19 protein-coding genes are annotated in these 17,003 nt (G+C 72.8%); 7 read left to right on the forward strand and 12 right to left on the reverse strand.

The genetic code is table 11. The features are described from left to right. Positions 1–4: 4 nt before the first annotated feature. From N8I87_RS10530 to N8I87_RS10550, 5 genes are read left to right on the forward strand one after another with little or no spacing between them, the layout of a single operon-like run. Positions 5–1,180 (forward strand): ADP-ribosylglycohydrolase family protein, encoded by a 1,176-nt coding sequence (locus tag N8I87_RS10530; protein ID WP_263207651.1) that lies wholly within the window; start codon positions 5–7, stop codon positions 1,178–1,180. Continuing rightward, positions 1,168–2,643, forward strand: coding sequence for an ADP-ribosylglycohydrolase family protein (locus N8I87_RS10535; protein WP_263207652.1), 1,476 nt, complete (start codon positions 1,168–1,170; stop codon positions 2,641–2,643). The genes N8I87_RS10530 and N8I87_RS10535 overlap by 13 nt, the downstream gene beginning before the upstream one ends. Beyond that, on the forward strand, positions 2,640–3,533 hold the full coding sequence (gene rbsK / locus N8I87_RS10540; RefSeq protein WP_263207654.1) for a ribokinase: 894 nt from the start codon (positions 2,640–2,642) through the stop codon (positions 3,531–3,533). Before N8I87_RS10535 ends, rbsK begins: the two co-directional genes overlap by 4 nt. Beyond that, positions 3,530–4,726, forward strand: coding sequence for a CaiB/BaiF CoA transferase family protein (locus N8I87_RS10545; protein WP_263207656.1), 1,197 nt, complete (start codon positions 3,530–3,532; stop codon positions 4,724–4,726). The genes rbsK and N8I87_RS10545 overlap by 4 nt, the downstream gene beginning before the upstream one ends. Next, positions 4,723–5,535, forward strand: coding sequence for an HpcH/HpaI aldolase/citrate lyase family protein (locus N8I87_RS10550; RefSeq protein ID WP_263207658.1), 813 nt, complete (start codon positions 4,723–4,725; stop codon positions 5,533–5,535). The genes N8I87_RS10545 and N8I87_RS10550 overlap by 4 nt, the downstream gene beginning before the upstream one ends. A 127-nt stretch (positions 5,536–5,662) precedes the next feature. Here N8I87_RS10550 and lgt read toward each other — a convergent pair whose 3' ends face one another. The 11 genes from lgt to hisI all read right to left on the reverse strand — a co-directional run bounded on the left by lgt (position 5,663) and on the right by hisI (position 14,575). Further along, positions 5,663–6,655, reverse strand: coding sequence for a prolipoprotein diacylglyceryl transferase (gene lgt, locus N8I87_RS10555; RefSeq protein ID WP_263207660.1), 993 nt, complete (start codon positions 6,653–6,655; stop codon positions 5,663–5,665). Between the two features lie 82 nt (positions 6,656–6,737). Further along, on the reverse strand, positions 6,738–7,514 hold the full coding sequence (locus N8I87_RS10560; protein WP_263207662.1) for a DsbA family protein: 777 nt from the start codon (positions 7,512–7,514) through the stop codon (positions 6,738–6,740). A 103-nt stretch (positions 7,515–7,617) separates the two neighbouring features. Further along, positions 7,618–8,436 (reverse strand): tryptophan synthase subunit alpha, encoded by an 819-nt coding sequence (gene trpA / locus N8I87_RS10565; protein WP_263207664.1) that lies wholly within the window; start codon positions 8,434–8,436, stop codon positions 7,618–7,620. Continuing rightward, a complete protein-coding gene (gene trpB / locus N8I87_RS10570) occupies positions 8,433–9,725 on the reverse strand; it encodes a tryptophan synthase subunit beta (protein ID WP_263207665.1) in 1,293 nt (430 codons plus the stop codon). The genes trpA and trpB overlap by 4 nt, the downstream gene beginning before the upstream one ends. A 134-nt stretch (positions 9,726–9,859) precedes the next feature. After that, a complete protein-coding gene (gene trpM, locus N8I87_RS44310) occupies positions 9,860–10,033 on the reverse strand; it encodes a tryptophan biosynthesis modulator TrpM (RefSeq protein WP_411577211.1) in 174 nt (57 codons plus the stop codon). 20 nt (positions 10,034–10,053) lie between these two features. Then, entirely contained in the window at positions 10,054–10,863 is an 810-nt protein-coding gene (gene trpC / locus N8I87_RS10575; protein WP_263207667.1) for an indole-3-glycerol phosphate synthase TrpC, read from the reverse strand. Positions 10,864–10,984: 121 nt separating this feature from the next. After that, complete coding sequence (locus N8I87_RS10580; protein ID WP_263216379.1) at positions 10,985–11,446, reverse strand: DUF2752 domain-containing protein; 462 nt, start codon at positions 11,444–11,446, stop codon at positions 10,985–10,987. An 83-nt stretch (positions 11,447–11,529) separates the two neighbouring features. Next, positions 11,530–11,793: an HGxxPAAW family protein gene (locus tag N8I87_RS10585; RefSeq protein ID WP_263207668.1), complete on the reverse strand. Its 264-nt coding sequence runs from the start codon at positions 11,791–11,793 to the stop codon at positions 11,530–11,532. A gap of 156 nt (positions 11,794–11,949) precedes the next feature. Then, positions 11,950–12,597 (reverse strand): TIGR02234 family membrane protein, encoded by a 648-nt coding sequence (locus tag N8I87_RS10590; RefSeq protein ID WP_263207670.1) that lies wholly within the window; start codon positions 12,595–12,597, stop codon positions 11,950–11,952. A 62-nt stretch (positions 12,598–12,659) separates the two neighbouring features. Then, positions 12,660–14,162: an anthranilate synthase component I gene (locus N8I87_RS10595; RefSeq protein ID WP_263207672.1), complete on the reverse strand. Its 1,503-nt coding sequence runs from the start codon at positions 14,160–14,162 to the stop codon at positions 12,660–12,662. 11 nt (positions 14,163–14,173) lie between these two features. Next, positions 14,174–14,575 carry a phosphoribosyl-AMP cyclohydrolase gene (gene hisI / locus N8I87_RS10600; RefSeq protein WP_263207674.1) on the reverse strand — a complete coding sequence of 134 codons (402 nt, stop codon included), beginning with the start codon at positions 14,573–14,575 and terminating at the stop codon, positions 14,174–14,176. A 119-nt stretch (positions 14,576–14,694) separates the two neighbouring features. Between hisI and N8I87_RS10605 the strand changes: the two genes are divergently transcribed. Together N8I87_RS10605 and N8I87_RS10610 are read left to right on the forward strand one after the other, a co-directional pair. Continuing rightward, the gene (locus N8I87_RS10605; RefSeq protein WP_263207676.1) at positions 14,695–15,330 is read left to right on the forward strand and encodes a TIGR03085 family metal-binding protein; all 636 of its coding nucleotides are present in this window, start codon (positions 14,695–14,697) and stop codon (positions 15,328–15,330) included. An 11-nt stretch (positions 15,331–15,341) separates the two neighbouring features. After that, a complete protein-coding gene (locus N8I87_RS10610; protein ID WP_263207678.1) occupies positions 15,342–15,752 on the forward strand; it encodes a VOC family protein in 411 nt (136 codons plus the stop codon). 3 nt (positions 15,753–15,755) lie between these two features. On the opposite strand, the gene N8I87_RS10615 is transcribed toward N8I87_RS10610, so the two are convergent. Further along, on the reverse strand, positions 15,756–16,994 hold the full coding sequence (locus N8I87_RS10615; protein WP_263207680.1) for an MFS transporter: 1,239 nt from the start codon (positions 16,992–16,994) through the stop codon (positions 15,756–15,758). Between the last annotated feature and the right edge of the window lie 9 nt (positions 16,995–17,003).

Here is a 17,003-nt window from a genome sequence, read left to right on the forward strand (position 1 = left end):
GGGCATGACGCCCAAAGGAGAAGAGAACAGTGGGCCGGGTCTGGACGAACGGATCACCGGGGCACTCGTCGGAGCCGCCGTCGGCGACGCCCTCGGCGGTCCCGTCGAGGGCTACTCCCCCGACCAGATCCTCGAGCACCACGGCGGCCACGTCACCGGCGTCGTCGGCCCCTGGAACGGCGACGCCTGGCGCACCGCCCGCCCCATCGCCCCGTACCACAAGGGCGACGGCCACGTCACCGACGACACCTTGATGACGCATGCGCTGGTCCGGGTGTACGCCACAGTTCGTGACCATCTCGACGCGTACGCGATCGCCGACCACCTGGTCCCGGACCTCATGACGAACCCGCGCTGGATCCCCGAGCTGGAGGCCGAGGCACTTCCGCTCCAGCGCATCTTCCTCGCGGAAAAATGGCTGGTGGCAAGGCTGGCGTACGGTCATGTGGACCCCCGCGAGGCCGGTACGGGCAACATCGTCAACTGCGGCGCGGCGATGTACATGGCCCCCGTCGGGCTGGTCAACGCCGCCGATCCCGCCGCCGCGTACGCCGAGGCCCTGGACGTCGCGGGCGCGCACCAGTCGTCGTACGGCCGTGAGGCGGCGGGCGTCTTCGCGGCGGCGGTGGCAGCGGCGTGCACACCCGGCGCCACACCCGAGTCAGTGGTGGCGACCTGTCTGTCCCTGGCCAAGGACGGCACACGGGAGGCGATCGAGCGGGTCTGCGAAGTGGCGGCCGCGCACCGGGACTTCGAGACGGCGCTGACCCCGCTCCGGAAGGCGGTGGCGCCGTACGACACGGTCGGCCCCGACTACCGCGCCCCTTCCCTCGCCGCCCGCCGCCCCTCCCGTCTCCACTCCATCGAGGAACTCCCCATCGCCCTGGGCATGCTGGTCGTCTCCGGCGGCGACCACCGCCGGGCGGTCCTGGGCGCGGTCAACTACGGCCGTGACTGCGACTCGATCGCGACGATGACGGGGGCGCTGGCCGGGGCTCTGGGCTCACCGGTCCCGGAGGACTGGGCGAAGACGGTCGCGGAGGCCAGCCGCCTCGACCTGTGGGAACCCGCGCGGACACTCACCGAGGTGACCCGCGAGATCTTCGAGCGGGACGTACGGCGTCGGCGGGCGCACGAGCGGGCGATCGCCGAGCTCGGGGGCCCGCGATGCTCCGGCTGACGTGGGTCCAGCCGGAGGACCTGATCGGCCACGAACTCCGCCAGGCGAGCCAGGACGGCCGCGAGCCCTGGGCGATCGCGGCACGGTGGCGGGCGGCGGGAGGTCCGGAGGCTCCGGCACGGGCGGGCGCTTCGACGTGGCGGGCGTCGCGGTACCTGCGGTTGCTGGCGGAAGACCTCTTGGACGAACTCGCCGACCTGCCGAGCAAGTTGGCAGAGCATGAGCCAACGGACCTGACAAAGATCAAGGCCAGCTGCCCGGCTTGGCCCACCCCGTCTGCGGGCAGTCGTGCCGCTGGGGCGATGGGGGTCCCCCCTGTTCGAGCGCAGCCGAGAACTCGGGGGAGGGTGGGCGCAGGCGGCACCCCGCAGGCGCGGGCGAGCGCACCCACCCCCACGCCCGCCCCCACCCCGCTCAGCCTCGAAGCCGCCTGGCTCGGCCGAGCGGCCGGATGCCTCCTCGGCAAACCCGTCGAAAAGCTCCCGCTGCACGCCATCCGCGAACTCGCCCGCGCCACCGGCAACTGGCCCCTGACCACCTGGTTCACCGCAAGGGGCGTCCCCGAGGACCTCCTCGCCACCCACCCCTGGAACCGCCGCTCGGCCCGCACCTCCCTCGCCGAGAACATCGACGGAATGCCCGAGGACGACGACCTCAACTACCCCCTCCTCAGCCTCCTCCTGCTCCGCCGCCACGGCAGGACCTTCACCACCACGGACGTGGCCCGGCTCTGGCTCGACGAACTCCCCGCCGGCCGCACCTTCACCGCCGAGCGCATCGCCTACCGCAACCTCCTCACCGGCGTCGAACCCCCGCACACCGCCCGCCACCGCAACCCCTTCCGCGAGTGGATCGGCGCCCTGATCCGCGCCGACGTGCACGGCTGGACCAACCCGGGAGACCCGGCGGCCGCCGCCGAGCAGGCCCACCGCGACGCCACCCTCACCCACACCGCCAACGGCGTGTACGCGGCGATGTTCATCGCGGCCGTGATCGCCACCGCGGCCACCGGCACCCATGACATCCACGCCTGCCTGCGCACCGGCCGCACGGTGATCCCGCCCCGCTCCCGGCTGGCCGCGGCCGTCGACCACGCCATCGAACTGGCCTGGTCCCACGAGGACTTCGACGCCGTCGTGGACGCACTGCACGGCGCCCACTCCCCCACTCACCACTGGGTCCACGCCGTCCCCAACACCGCCCTGATCGCCGCCGCCCTCACCCACGCGGACGGCGACTTCACCGGCTCCATCTGCCGGGCGGTGTCGGGCGGCTGGGACACCGACTCCAACGGCGCCACGGCGGGGAGCATCGCCGGTCTCCTCGCCGGGAGCCCCACCGCCCTTCCCGACCGCTGGACGACGCCCCTGAAGAACCGGCTCGCCACGTCCGTCGCCGACTTCGACGGCACCGGTTTCGACACCCTCGCCCACCTCACCCACCTGGAGGCGACCCGCCCATGACCCATATCGCCGTACTCGGCAGCTTGAACATGGATCTCGTCGCGTACGTCGAGAAGGCCCCACAGCTCGGAGAGACCGTCACGGGACGGGAGTTCCGTACGATCCCCGGCGGCAAGGGCGCCAACCAGGCGATCGCCGCGGCCCGCGCGGGCGCCACCGTCTCGATGATCGGCGCGGTCGGCAACGACATCTTCGGCACCCGGCTGCGCGACACCCTGGAGCACTCCGGCGTGGACACCGACGACCTGCGCACCATGGAGGGCTCGTCCGGCACCGCGCACATCGTGGTGGACGACGAGGGCGGCAACTCGATCGTGGTGGTCCCGGGCGCGAACGGCACCGTGGACCATCTCTCCCCCGGCGACGAGGGCGTGATCGCCTCCGCCGACGCGCTGCTCCTGCAACTGGAGATCCCCATGGCGGCGGTGCTCGCGGGCGCGGACGCGGCCCGCAGACACGGAGTCCGTACGATCCTCACCCCCGCCCCCACCCAGCCGCTGCCGCCCGGACTCCTCGCCGCCACCGATCTACTGGTCCCCAACGAGCACGAGGCGACCGCCCTCACCGGGCGGCCCGACCCGCGCGAGGCGGCCGACGTCCTGCTCGACCGGGTACCGGAGGTGGTCGTCACCCTGGGCGCGGCCGGCTGCCTGTATCTGACCCGGGGTGCCGAACCGCTCGTGGTTCCCGCCCCCGCCGTGACCGCCGTGGACTCGACGGGCGCGGGCGACACCTTCGTCGGCGCCCTCGCGGTGGCGCTCGGCGAGGAGCGGCCGATCCGGGAGGCGCTGACGTGGGCCGCCGCGGCCGCCGCCGTCTCCGTCCAGCGGGAGGGGGCGTCGGCGTCGATGCCGTACCGCCCGGAGATCGAGGCGCAGTACACCGCATGAACACCTCCACCCAACCCCTCACCGGCCTGCGCGTCCTCGATCTCGCCACGCTCTTCGCCGGCCCCCTCTCCGCCACCCTGCTCGGTGACTTCGGCGCCGAGGTGATCAAGGTCGAGCATCCCGCCAAGCCCGACCCCTGCCGGGGCCACGGTCCCTCGAAGCAGGGCGTCGGCCTGTGGTGGAAGCTGCTCGGCCGCAACAAGCGCACCATCACCCTCGACCTGTCCAGGCCCGGCGGCCGCGCCACCCTGCTGCGCCTGGCCGCCACCGCCGACGTGATCGTCGAGAACTTCCGCCCCGGCACCCTGGAGAAGTGGGAGCTGGGCTGGGCGGAGCTGTCGGCCGCCAACCCGCGGCTGATCCTCGCCCGGGTCACCGCCTTCGGCCAGTTCGGCCCCTACGCGCACCGCCCCGGCTTCGGGACCCTGGCCGAGGCGATGAGCGGCTTCGCCGCGATCACCGGCGAGCCGGACGCACCCCCGACGCTCCCGCCCTTCGGCCTCGCCGACTCCATCGCGGGCCTGGCCACGGCGTACGCGGTGATGACCGCGCTCGCGGCCCGGGACCGCACCGGCGAGGGCCAGGTCGTCGACATGGCGATCATCGAGCCGATCCTGACCGTGCTCGGACCGCAGCCCGTCTGGTACGACCAGCTGGGCCACGTCCAGCCGCGCACCGGCAACCGCTCCCAGAACAACGCCCCGCGCAACACCTACCGCACGGCGGACGGCACCTGGGTCGCGGTCTCGACGTCCGCCCAGTCGATCGCCGAGCGCGTGATGCACCTGGTCGGCCGTCCGGAGCTGATCGACGAGCCGTGGTTCGCGACGGGCGCCGAACGGGCCGCGCACGCAGACGTGCTCGACCAGGCGGTCGGCGCCTGGATCGCCCGCCGCACCCGGGACGAGGTCCTGGCGGCCTTCGAGAAGGCGGAGGCCGCCGCGGCGCCGATCCAGGACGTACGGGACGTGATGGCCGACCCGCAGTACCAGGCCCTGGAGACCATCACCGCCGTCGACGACCCGGAGCTGGGCCTCCTGCGCATGCAGAACGTCCTCTTCCGGCTCTCCGCCACCCCCGGCGCGATCCGCTGGGCGGGCCGCCCGCACGGCGCGGACACCGAGGCGGTCCTGACCGAGCTGGGCCTCACCCCGGCGGAGCTCGGTGCCCTGCGCGCGGAGGGCGCCCTGTGATCCCCTTCCCGCTCACCTGGCTGTACGTCCCCGGCGACCGTCCGCACGTCGTGGCCAAGGCGCTGGCCTGCGGCGCGGACGTGGTGGTGATCGACCTGGAGGACGCGGTCGCCCCGGACCGCAAGGCCTACGCCCGCGAGGCGACCGCCGACCTGCTGTCCGAACCCCGGCCGGTCCGGGTCCACGTCCGGGTCAACGCCCTGGAGGCGCCGTGGGCGGCCGCCGATCTGCGCGCGGTGACCACGCTTCCGGGCGTGTCAGGGCTACGGCTCCCGAAGGTGACGTACGCCGAGGAGGTGGTGCGGGTCGCGGAGGGCACCGGGCTCCCCGTCTACGCCCTCCTGGAGACGGCCCTGGGCATCGAGCACGCCTATGCGATCGCCTCCGCCCACCCGTCCCTGCGGGGCGTCTCCCTCGGCGAGGCGGATCTGCGGGCCGACCTGGGCGTACGCGAGGACGCGGGTCTTGACTGGTGCCGTTCCCGGGTCGTGGTCGCGGCGCGGGCGGCGGGGCTGGCCCCGCCGCCCCAGTCGGTGCACCCCGACATCCGCGATCTGGATGGACTGGCCGCCTCCTGCGCCCACGGCCGCTCCCTGGGCTTCCTCGGCCGGGCCGCCATCCACCCCCGTCAGCTCCCGGTCATCGAGCGGGCCTACCTGCCCACGGAGGAGGAGATCGAACAGGCCGAGACGATCGTCAAGGCCGCGACGGAGGAGCAGGGGGCCCTGGCGCTGCCGGACGGCAGATTCGTCGACGCGGCGGTGGTGGCCGCGGCGCAGCGCACGCTGTCGCTGGTCCGCAGGCCCTGAGACCCGACCTGAGACGCGACCGCAGACCCGGCCTCAGACGCGACGAGGGCGCCCGGACCGATCCGGGCGCCCTCGTCGTCGTGCGTCGTCGTACGGCTGGTCGTGCGTCGTCGTACGGCCGAAGGTGTCAGCTCTTCTTCGACGCCGACTCGGCCTCGGCTTCCGAATCCCCGGTTGCCGCATCCTCGGCGGACCCGGTGGCGTCCGCCTCGGTCGCCGCCTCCACCCCGGCCTCGGCCTCCGGCTTGTCCGCGGACTTGTCCTCGGGCTCCGCCGTACCGTCCGCCGCGGCCTCGCCCTCGGCGGCGCCGGGCTCGACCACGAGCTCCCGTCCCGGCCGCTTCTTCGACGACACCACGATGTAGACCACCGCGAGCAGGAACACGATGATCGCGGTCCAGTCGTTGAGGCGGAGGCCCAGGATGTGGTGGGCGTCGTCGACGCGCATGTACTCGATCCAGCCGCGGCCCACGCAGTACGCGGCGACGTACAGGGCGAAGGCCCGGCCGTGGCCCAGCTGGAAGCGGCGGTCGGCCCAGATGACCAGCAGGGCTACGCCGACGCACCACAGGGACTCGTACAGGAACGTCGGGTGGTAGTAGCCCGGCACCCGGCCGCCCTCGGAGGAGGTGATGTGCAGCGCCCACGGAACATGCGTCTCGCGGCCGTACAGCTCCTGGTTGAACCAGTTGCCCCAGCGGCCGAGGGCCTGCGCCAGGGCGATGCCGGGGGCGATGGCGTCGGCGTAGGCGGGCAGCGGGATGCCCCGGCGTCGGCAGCCGATCCACGCGCCGACCGCGCCGAGGGCGATCGCGCCCCAGATACCGAGGCCGCCCTCCCACACCTTGAAGGCGTCCACCCAGTCACGGCCCTCGCTGAAGTACAGCTCGTAGTCCGTGATCACGTGGTAGAGACGGCCGCCGACCAGGCCGAAGGGCACGGCCCAGACCGCGATGTCGGCCACCGTGCCGGACCGGCCGCCGCGGGCGATCCAGCGCTTGTTGCCGAGCCAGACGGCTACGAAGACGCCGATGATGATGCAGAACGCGTAGCCGCGCAGCGGAATCGGGCCGAGGTACACGACCCCGCGCGACGGGCTGGGAATGTAGGCAAGTTCCATGGCAAGGTCGACGCTACCGTGCCGGGCCCGGCACGCGGCGGGCAGCCCGGCTACGGGTCCATAACGGGGGCGTGAGAATCACTTACCCCTGGTTGGCCGCCTCCACCATCTGCTTCAGCTTCTGCGGGGTCATCGTCCGGTCCTGGTAGATGTTCTTGCCGTCGAGCAGGACGGTCGGCGTGCCGCTGAAGTTGCCCGCCTTGAAGGCCGCGTGCGACTTGTCGACCCAGCTGTCGTGCTTGCCGTCGTTGACACAGGCCCGGAAGGCCGGGGTGTCGAGGCCCTGGACCTTGCCCGCCAGCTCGATCAGCCTGGCGTTGTCCGCGAAGGCGTCGTCCGTCTCCTTGGGCTGGTTCGCGTAGAGGACGTCGTGGTAGTCGCGGAACTTGCCGGCGTCCTGGGCGCAGGCCGCCGCGTTGGCAGCGCGCAGCGAGCCGGTGCCGCCGAGGTTGCCGTCGATCAGTCTGACCAGGTGGTACTCGACTCTGAGCTTGCCCGCGTCGGCGAGCTCGTGGAGTGTCGGGCGGTATGCCGCCTCGAAGGACTGGCAGGCCGGGCAGCGGAAGTCCTCCCACACCGTGAGCGTCGACTTGGCTCCGTCCTTGCCGACGGGGATCGCGAGGCTGTCCTTGCCCTGCGCGCCCGAGGGCACCACCACCGGGCCCGCGCTCTGGCTGCCCTTGTTCTTGCCGGCGTTCGCGGCGATCACGCCGATCACCGCCGCGAGGCCGAGGACACAGACGACGCTCGCGCCCACGATCAGCGCACGGCGGCGCTTCTCCGCGGCCTTCTGCTTCTCGCGCTCGACCGCAATCCGCTCCCGGGCGGTGCGCTTTCCGTCACGGTTCTTCTCGCTCACACCCCCAGAACGAACCGGGGAGGCGCAGCGCGCCTCCCCGGTCCCAGGTCCACCCGTTCGAGTGACCGAATATTCCGTTATGCCTGACGGTCAGGCCTGAGCGCTAAGCCTGTCCGCGCACGCCCTTGGCCAGCTCACCGACGAGCTCACGGACCGCCTCGAGACCGGCCGCGTCGTCCGGCGCGTCCAGCATCCGCTTCACGAAGGCCGAGCCGACGATCACCCCGTCGGCGAAACCGGCCACCTCGGCGGCCTGGGCGCGGTTGGAGACGCCGAGCCCGACGCAGACGGGCAGGCCGGTGCCGGCGGCCCGGGTGCGCTGCACGAGGTCCTGCGCCTGCGCGCCGACCGACTCACGGGTGCCGGTGACGCCCATCAGGGACGCGGCGTAGACGAAGCCGCTGCCCGCCGCGGTGATCTGGGCGAGCCGCTCGTCCTTGCTGCTGGGGGCGACCACGAAGACCGTCGCGAGCCCGTGCTTCTCAGCGTGTTCCCGCCACAGCGCCGACTCCTGGACCGGCAGGTCGGGCAGGATGCAGCCCGCCCCGCCCGCCTCGGCCAGCTCGGCGGTGAAGCGCTCGACGCCGTAGCGGTCGATGGGGTTCCAGTACGTCATCACGAGCACCGGCTTCCCGGTGGCCGCGTGGGCCTCGCGGACCGTGCGCATGACGTCCGCGATCTTCACACCGCCCCGCAGGGCGATGTCGTCGGCGGTCTGGATGACCGGACCGTCCAGGACGGGGTCGCTGTGCGGCAGCCCGACCTCGACGACGTCGGCACCCCCGTCGAGGACGGCCTTGATCGCCTCGATGCCACCGTCCACGGACGGGAACCCGGCCGGGAGGTAGGCGATGAGCGCGGACCGCCCCTCGGCCTTCGCGGCCGCGAGGGTGTCGGTCAACAGGTGGATGTTCCCGCTCACTTGGCGTCCCCCTCGATCTCGGCGGTGTCGCTGTCGGCGTCGGCGGCGACCTCGGCGTCCACGCCGCTGTCGTACAGACCGAAGTAGCGGGCGGCCGTGTCCATGTCCTTGTCGCCGCGGCCGGACAGGTTGATCACGATCAGCCCGTCCTTGCCCAGTTCCTTGCCGACCTCAAGGGCACCGGCGAGGGCGTGGGCGCTCTCGATGGCCGGGATGATGCCCTCCGTGCGCGACAGCAGGCGCAGAGCCTGCATGGCCGCGTCGTCGGTGACCGCGCGGTACTCGCCGCGGCCGCTGTCCTTGAGGTAGGAGTGCTCGGGCCCGATGCCCGGGTAGTCCAGACCGGCCGAGATCGAGTACGGCTCGGTGATCTGGCCCTCCTCGTCCTGCAGGACGTAGGACCGGGAGCCGTGCAGGATGCCGGGCTCGCCCGCGGTGAGGGTCGCCGCGTGCTCGCCGGTCTCGACGCCGTGCCCGGCGGGCTCGCAGCCGATCAGGCGGACGGAGGTGTCCGGGATGAAGGCGTGGAAGAGGCCGATGGCGTTGGAGCCGCCGCCGACACAGGCGACGGCGGCGTCGGGCAGGCGCCCGGCGCGCTCCAGGAGCTGACGGCGGGCCTCCACACCGATCACCCGGTGGAAGTCGCGGACCATGGCCGGGAAGGGGTGCGGACCGGCGACGGTGCCGAAGAGGTAGTGGGTGTGGTCGACGTTGGCGACCCAGTCCCGGAAGGCCTCGTTGATGGCGTCCTTCAGGGTGCGGCTGCCGGACTTCACGGCGACGACCTCGGCACCGAGCATGCGCATGCGGGCCACGTTGAGTGCCTGGCGCCGGGTGTCGATCTCGCCCATGTAGACGGTGCATTCGAGGCCGAACAGCGCGCAGGCGGTGGCGGTGGCGACGCCGTGCTGGCCGGCGCCCGTCTCCGCGATGACGCGCGTCTTGCCCATGCGCTTGGTGAGCAGGGCCTGGCCGAGCACGTTGTTGATCTTGTGGGACCCGGTGTGGTTGAGATCCTCACGCTTGAGGAACACCCGGGCGCCACCGGCGTGTTCGGCGAACCGCGGCACCTCGGTGAGGGCGCTGGGCCGGCCGGTGTAGTTGACGAGCAGGTCGTCGAGCTCGCGGGCGAACTCGGGGTCGGCCTTCGCCTTGTCGTACTCGACGGCGACCTCGTCTACGGCGGCGACGAGCGCCTCCGGGATGAACTTGCCACCGTATGCGCCGAAGTAGCCTTCGGCGCTGGGGACTTGACCCTCGGGGTCGGGGATGAAGAACTCGCTGGGCATGCGGAAACCTCACGGTGAGTCTGGGTACGTGAACCAATCGCCGTGGGGGCGGGGATGATCAGTCGGCCGCGAGCCGTGTGTGGCCGGTCGCGCTCACGCGGCGGAGCCGCATATCGGGCACTGCCCCGCGCCCCTCAGGTCGGCCGCTGCCATCGCATGCCGTTGACCTGCCCGGGTTCATCTCCGATCACGTACCGCACCCTGCGGCCGTGCACCCTTCTCGCGGGCGCGCGGCAGCCTCGGGGACGGCAGCCGCGCGCCAGGCGGGCGTACCGATCCGTGGCGGTCGCGGGAGTCGGAGGTGTCATCGGGAGCAACCCTACCGGTGTCAGCCCCGGCCGTGCCGCAGTGCGGGGTGTTCGCCCGCGGCGACCAGGTCGGCCACCGCCGCCTTCGGGTCGCGCCCGGTGACGAGGGACTCGCCGACCAGCACCGCGTCGGCGCCCGCGTTGGCGTAGGCGATCAGGTCGTGCGGGCCGCGGACACCGGACTCGGCGACCTTGACGATGCCGTCCGGGATCTCCGGCGCGACCCGCTCGAAGGTGCCGCGGTCGACCTCCAGCGTCTTCAGGTTGCGGGCGTTGACGCCGATCACCTTGGCGCCCGCGTCCACCGCGCGTTCGACCTCGTCCTCGTCGTGCACCTCGACGAGGGGGGTGAGGCCGATGGAGACGGCACGCTCGATCAGCGACTCGAGGGCCGGCTGGTCGAGGGCCGCGACGATCAGCAGCGCGAGGTCGGCACCGTACGCGCGGGCCTCCCACAGCTGGTACGACGTGACGATGAAGTCCTTGCGCAGGACCGGGATGTCCACGCGGGCGCGGACGGCCTCCAGGTCTGCCAGCGAGCCGCCGAAGCGGCGCTGCTCGGTCAGGACCGAGATGACGGCCGCACCGCCTGCCTCGTAGTCCGCGGCGAGCCCGGCCGGATCGGCGATCGCGGCCAGCGCGCCCTTGGACGGGCTGGAGCGCTTGACCTCGCAGATCACCTTGACGCCTTCGCCGCGCAGCGCGGCGACGCCGTCCTTGGCCGCGGGCGCCTTCGCCGCGCGCTCCTTGAGCTCGTCGAGGCTGACGCGCGCCTGCCGCTCCGCGAGGTCGGCACGGACTCCGTCGATGATCTCGTCGAGCACACTCACGCGAGCGGCCCCCTTCCGAACGATCGAAAAACCCATGGTCACTGCGATGGTATCCGGAGGACGGCGCAGGCCTCGCATCCGGAGGAGGTGCGGTCCCACTACCTGGACATTCGCCGGTCGATCAAGGATGGAGCCAGCCACCGAAGGGCAGGTTCCGGACAATGGTGAACACCAGGATCAGCGCCCCCAGGCCCCACAGCTGTACCGGCCCGGGATCGAACCGCAGCGGCCGTCCGCGTACCGCGTGGACGACCCAGGCGGTCCACAGAACCGCGAAGCCCGCATAGGCGGCCACGGCCATCGCGTTGTCCTGGAGCGCGGTGAGGAAGTCCCCGTGCACAAAGGCGTGGGCGCTGCGCAGACCGCCGCAGCCGGGGCAGTAGACACCCGTGTAGCGCAGCAGCGGGCACACCGGGTAGTGGCCTGGTTCGTTGGGGTCGACGGTGCCGACGTAGGCGAAGGCCCCGACGACGGCCGCGAGGATCCCGGCGGGGACGGCCAGCCGTCCCGGCAGGGCGGCGGGCGGCCCGGTCCGCCGGTCGGTCCCCGGGGCGCTGTGGCTGTCGGCGTTCACGCCTTGCATTGTGCCGCGCACGGGGCCGCACGCGCGCGAGGGGCGGTCCGCACCTCGTCGGTGCGGACCGCCCCTCGGCCAGGAACTGTCGGTCAGCCCTCGACGCCGGCCGGCTCGGGCGTCACCGCGGCCCGGGGCTGCGGCTGGGGCACCGCGTGGACATTCTTCGGCTGGCCGAGGCCCATGGAGCGCATGACGCCGCCGACGACAGGGCTGAGCGCCACCATCGCCATACCGGCCCAGAAGCCCAGCGGCTGGGCCATCACCATGAACGCGCCCGCGACGCAGAACCCGAAGAAGGCGATCGTGACACCGGTCCAGGCGGCCGGGGTGTGTCCGTGGCTGCTGCCCGCCATTGCTTGCTCCTCGTTGCTGGTTGCGTGCTCGTTTACTTGGTGCGTGTGAGCCGGACGCTCACGGTCCATTGTCCCGTACGCGGGTGGCCGCCGTGAGGTCGGGTGGCGTCTGTTTCGCCACATCCGGGCGGGGGTCCCGCGACCGGCGGCCGGCGGCTACGCCCCCGTCGGGTCCTCGCCGCGGTCCAGGGCCTTCCAGAGGTCCTCGGGGCGGTCGGGGTCCGCGGCCGGGGCCGTGCGGCGGGGGCGGTCGGTGCCGCGCTCGTAGCGGCCGGACATGGCGGGCCACAGGCGTCCGTAGCGCAGGGCGAGGAGCCCGGCGAGCAGCAGCAGGAGACCGCCTGCGGCCGCGACATAGGGCCAGCCGGTGTGGCTGAGCGCTGCCACGCTCGCGGAGGTGTCTCCGGTGGCCTGGGCTGCCTTCTCGTCGAGCGCCGAGCTGTCCGACGCGCCGACCAGGGCCGCGGCGATCGTGCCGGCGCCGGAGAGCGCGAGGAGCCCGGCGACCAGCAGGCGGCCCGCCCGGCGGACGGCGAAGACGGCGACGAGCGCGGCGAGGCCCACTATGGCGAGGGCCGCGGGGACGCCCGTGACGTCACTGCCCTTGGCGGTCAGCGGGAAGGCACCACCGGCCACGGTCGCGGTGCCCTCCGCCCAGCGCTGCCGGGTGGCCAGCAGCGCCACGGCGGCGCCGAGCGCACCGCACAGCAAGGCGAGGGCTAGGCTCCGGCGGCCGGAGCGCTCTGGTCCGGCGGGTCCGGCGGCTTCGGGGCGGGGGTGAGGTACGGCAGTCACGTAGTCCACTATCGCCTGAACCCCGGGCGAACCGTCACCCGGGGTTCACGTGATGCGCGCCCCACTGTCCGCTAAGCGCCCTGCTTGCCCAGCCGGTTGGCCGTGTGCACGGCGCGCAGGACCGCCGCGGCCTTGTTGCGGCACTCCTGGTCCTCGGCGACGGGGTCGGAGTCGGCGACGATGCCCGCGCCCGCCTGGACGTACGCGGTGCCGTCGCGCAGCAGGGCCGTACGGATGGCAATTGCCGTGTCGGAGTCGCCCGCGAAGTCGAGGTAGCCGACACAGCCGCCGTACAGCCCGCGGCGGGACGGCTCCAGCTCGTCGATGATCTGCATCGCGCGCGGCTTGGGGGCTCCCGACAGGGTGCCGGCCGGGAAGCAGGCGGTCAGGACGTCGAAGGCGGTACGGCCGTCGGCCATCCGTCCGGTCACCGTCGAGACGATGTGCATCACGTGGGAGTACCGCTCGACGGACATGAAGTCGACCACCTCGACCGAGCCGGGTGCGCAGACCCGCCCCAGGTCGTTGCGGCCGAGGTCGACGAGCATCAGGTGCTCGGCGCGCTCCTTGGGGTCGGCGAGCAGTTCGTCGGCGAGGGCCTGGTCCTCCTGCGGGGTGGCGCCGCGGTGCCGGGTGCCGGCGATGGGGTGGACCATGGCCTGTCCGTCCTCGACCTTCACCAGGGCCTCGGGGCTGGAGCCGACGACGTCGAAGGCGCCTCCGTCCTCGTGGGGGAACCGGAACAGGTACATGTACGGCGAGGGGTTGGTCGCCCTGAGGACCCGGTACACGTCCAACGCGCTCGCCGTGCACGGCGTTTCGAAGCGCTGCGAGGGGACGACCTGGAAGGCCTCGCCCGCCCGGATGCGCTCCTTGATGTCCTCGACGGCCTCCTGGAAGTCCGGGCCGCCCCACAGCGCGGTGTACTCGGGCAGCTCGGAGGGCGGCAGGACGGCCGGGGGCTGGGCGACCGGGCGCGAGAGGTCGGCCTCCATGGCGTCGAGGCGGGCCACGGCGTCCGCGTATGCCTCGTCGACGCCGGTGTCGAGGTCGTTGTGGTTGATCGCGTTGGCGATCAGCAGGACGGAGCCCTCCCAGTGGTCCATGACCGCGAGGTCGCTGGTGAGGAGCATGGTGAGCTCGGGGAGCCGCAGGTCGTCCCGCTCGCCGGGGCCGATCTTCTCCAGGCGGCGGACGATGTCGTAGCCGAGGTAGCCGACCATGCCGCCGGTGAAGGGCGGCATGCCCTCCTGGTGGGGGGTGTGGAGAGCCTCGATGGTGGCGCGCAGGGCGGCCAGCGGGTCGCCCTCGACGGGGACGCCGACGGGCGCGATTCCCAGCCAGTGGGCCTGGCCGTCGCGCTCGGTGAGGGTCGCGGCGGAGCGCACGCCCACGAAGGAGTAGCGGGACCAGGAGCGGCCGTTCTCCGCGGACTCCAGCAGGAACGTGCCGGGGCGCTCGGCGGCGAGCTTGCGGTAGAGCCCGACCGGGGTGTCGCCGTCGGCGAGGAGCTTGCGGGTGACCGGGATGACGCGGCGGTCGGTGGCCAGCTTGCGGAACGTCTCTAGGTCCATGGCGGCTGACCTTACTGATCCGAGCCGGGTACGCCGGAATCGGCGTCCTTGAGCAGTACGTCGGCGTCGAAGCAGGTGCGGGCGCCGGTGTGGCAGGCGGCGCCGACCTGGTCCACCTGGACCAGCACGGTGTCGGCGTCGCAGTCGAGGGCGACGGACCTGACCCACTGGTAGTGGCCGGAGGTGTCGCCCTTGACCCAGTACTCCTGGCGGCTGCGCGACCAGTAGGTGCAGCGGCCGGTGGTCAGCGTGCGGTGCAGCGCCTCGTCGTCCATCCAGCCGAGCATCAGCACCTCTCCGGTGTCGTACTGCTGGGCGATGGCGGGGACGAGACCGTCGGCGCTGCGCTTGAGGCGCGCGGCGATCTCGGGGTCGAGGCTGCTGGGCCCGGGCGTACCGGTCGTACTGGTCATGCGGCCATTGTGCCGCGCCGCACGGACAGTGACGGTCCGTGTCCACTGGACGGACCCGCACGCGCGCGTGCGGCGGATGTCCACTGGGCCGACCCTGTGGCTGGTCGTAGGCTGACTGTATGTCGACCTTCGCCAAGCGTGAACGGCTCCTGCTCGCCGACCTCTTGGAAACCGCCGGTCCGGAGGCACCGACCCTCTGCGAGGGCTGGCAGACCCGTGACCTCGCCGCGCACGTGGTGGTGCGCGAGCGCCGGCCGGACGCCGCCGGGGGCACGCTGATCAAGCCGCTCGCGCCGCGTCTCGAAAAGGTGACGCAGGAGTACGCGGCGAAGCCGTACGAGGAGCTCATCCAGCTGATCCGCACCGGCCCGCCGCGGTTCTCGCCGTTCCAGCTCAAGCAGATCGACGAGGCGGCGAACACGGTGGAGTTCTACGTCCACACGGAGGACGTCCGCCGCGCCCACCCCGACTGGACGCCGCGCGAGCTCGACCCGGTCTTCCAGGACGCCCTGTGGTCCCGGCTGGAGCGCACGGCCCGGCTGCTGGGCCGGGGTGCGCCGACCGGCCTGGTGCTGCGCCGCCCGGACGGCCAGACGGCGGTCGCGCACCGGGGCTCGCCGGTGGTGACGGTGACGGGCGAGCCTTCGGAACTGCTGCTGTTCGCGTTCGGCCGGCAGAGCGCCGCGAAGGTCGAGCTGGACGGCGACGAGAACGCGATCGCCAAGCTGCACGAGTCGAAGCAGCTCGGCATCTGAGAGGACGCCTCATGATCAAGGTCGCGATGACCAACGTGTTCGTCGACGACGTGGCCAAGGCCCACGCCTTCTACACGGACGTCCTCGGCTTCGAGACCCGCACCAACCTGGACCTGGGCGGCGGCACGCTGTTCATCACGGTCGGCGCGCCGGACGGGGCCCAGCCGGACCTCCAGCTGCTGCTGGAGCCCGGCGACAGCCCCATCGCGGAGCCGTACCGCCGGGCCCTGTACGAGGCCGGGATCCCCGCCATCGTCTTCTCCGTGGACGACATCCGCGCCCAGTACGACCGGCTGCGCGCCCTAGGCGTGCGCTTCACACACGAACCCCAGCAACAGGGCCCGGTACTCGCAGCCGTACTCGACGACACGGTCGGCAACTATGTCCAACTGGCACAGCCCCTGGAGCGACCGGCCGGCTGAGCGTCAGCGGGGCAGTTCGGCGCGGCGCAGGGCCGGTACGACGAGGGCGGCCACGCCGCCGAGTCCGCAGACGGCGGCGCTGACGACGTAGACCGGGCGCAGTCCCCACGCCCCGATCGCGGCGGCGGCGAACGGCATGCTGAGCGGGGTGAGGCCGAGGCTGACCAGGCTGGAGAGGGCGGTGACCCGGCCCAGGTAGGCGGGGTCGGTCAGGGTCTGGAGCAGCGCGCCGCACAGCACCCCGCTCAGCCCGGTGAGCAGACCGACGAGCAGTGCCGTGCCGACGGCCGTCGCGAGAGTGGGCGCGTAGGCGAGGGCGCCGATGGCCACCGAGCCGACGACGACCGTGCATCCGGCGACCAGCCCGGCGCGGGGCAGTCGTCCGCGGACGGCCAGCAGCAGCGAGGCGGCGCCCGCGCCGGTGCCGAACCCGGCGAGTGTCCAGCCCATCCCGGAGGCGCCCCAGCCGCGCTGGTCGGCGAGGAGCGTCAGCCCGACGTTCAGCGGTCCGACGAATCCGAGGTCGCCGAGGGCGATGGCGAGCATCAGCGGGGCGAGGACACGGTGGCCGCGGATGTGGCGCAGCCCGGCCTTGAGGTCCGCCCAGGCGGTGCCCTTCGCCGCGTCGTCCTCGGTCGGCAGATCCCGTACCCGTACGGAGACCAGCAGCGGCACGGATACGGCAATGAGCAGCCCGGCGAGGGCGAACGCGGCCGGGGCTCCGCCCAGGGCCACCCCCAGTCCGCCGAGCGGGGCGCCGACGACGGCGGCGAAGCGGATGGCGAGGCTGCGCATGCCCTGGACCCGGCCGAGCTGGTCATTGGCGGTGAGCCGGGCCGGCAGGGCCCCCACGGCGGGCACGAAGACGGCGTCCACGGCACCGAAGACCAGCGCCAGCAGGGCGAGCGGCCACAGTCCGGTGCGGGCGAGGAAGAGCAGGGCGGCCACGGCGAGGACGGCCGCGCAGCGCAGGGCGTCGCTAGCGATGACGACCCTGTGCGGCCCGAACCGGTCGGCGATCACGCCGCCGCCCAGCATCAGCACGGCCCTCGGTAACGCACTGGCCGACATCACGAGTCCGGCCTGTGCGGGCGTTCCGGCCTGGACGGCGGCCCAGGACAGGGCGAGGTAGTAGACGTTGTCGCCGAGCATCGAGGAGGTGTAGGCGGTGAGCCAGCGCAGGACGTTGGGGTCACGGTGGGCGGCCCGCGCGGTCGGCGACGGTATGAGCGTGGCGGTCACGGCGGGAGG

This window comes from Streptomyces sp. HUAS 15-9 (genome assembly GCF_025642155.1).
GTDB lineage: Bacteria > Actinomycetota > Actinomycetes > Streptomycetales > Streptomycetaceae > Streptomyces.

What these genes read in the sequence shown, in the direction of transcription:
- N8I87_RS10530 (WP_263207651.1), top strand. Translation starts at nt 5, where the DNA reads ATGACGCCCAAAGGAGAAGAGAACAGTGGGCCGGGTCTGGACGAACGG.
- N8I87_RS10535 (WP_263207652.1), top strand. Translation starts at nt 1,168, where the DNA reads ATGCTCCGGCTGACGTGGGTCCAGCCGGAGGACCTGATCGGCCACGAA.
- rbsK (WP_263207654.1), top strand. Translation starts at nt 2,640, where the DNA reads ATGACCCATATCGCCGTACTCGGCAGCTTGAACATGGATCTCGTCGCG.
- N8I87_RS10545 (WP_263207656.1), top strand. Translation starts at nt 3,530, where the DNA reads ATGAACACCTCCACCCAACCCCTCACCGGCCTGCGCGTCCTCGATCTC.
- lgt (WP_263207660.1), bottom strand. Translation starts at nt 6,655, where the DNA reads ATGGAACTTGCCTACATTCCCAGCCCGTCGCGCGGGGTCGTGTACCTC.
- trpB (WP_263207665.1), bottom strand. Translation starts at nt 9,725, where the DNA reads ATGCCCAGCGAGTTCTTCATCCCCGACCCCGAGGGTCAAGTCCCCAGC.
- trpM (WP_411577211.1), bottom strand. Translation starts at nt 10,033, where the DNA reads ATGACACCTCCGACTCCCGCGACCGCCACGGATCGGTACGCCCGCCTG.
- N8I87_RS10580 (WP_263216379.1), bottom strand. Translation starts at nt 11,446, where the DNA reads ATGCAAGGCGTGAACGCCGACAGCCACAGCGCCCCGGGGACCGACCGG.
- N8I87_RS10585 (WP_263207668.1), bottom strand. Translation starts at nt 11,793, where the DNA reads ATGGCGGGCAGCAGCCACGGACACACCCCGGCCGCCTGGACCGGTGTC.
- N8I87_RS10595 (WP_263207672.1), bottom strand. Translation starts at nt 14,162, where the DNA reads ATGGACCTAGAGACGTTCCGCAAGCTGGCCACCGACCGCCGCGTCATC.
- hisI (WP_263207674.1), bottom strand. Translation starts at nt 14,575, where the DNA reads ATGACCAGTACGACCGGTACGCCCGGGCCCAGCAGCCTCGACCCCGAG.
- N8I87_RS10605 (WP_263207676.1), top strand. Translation starts at nt 14,695, where the DNA reads ATGTCGACCTTCGCCAAGCGTGAACGGCTCCTGCTCGCCGACCTCTTG.
- N8I87_RS10610 (WP_263207678.1), top strand. Translation starts at nt 15,342, where the DNA reads ATGATCAAGGTCGCGATGACCAACGTGTTCGTCGACGACGTGGCCAAG.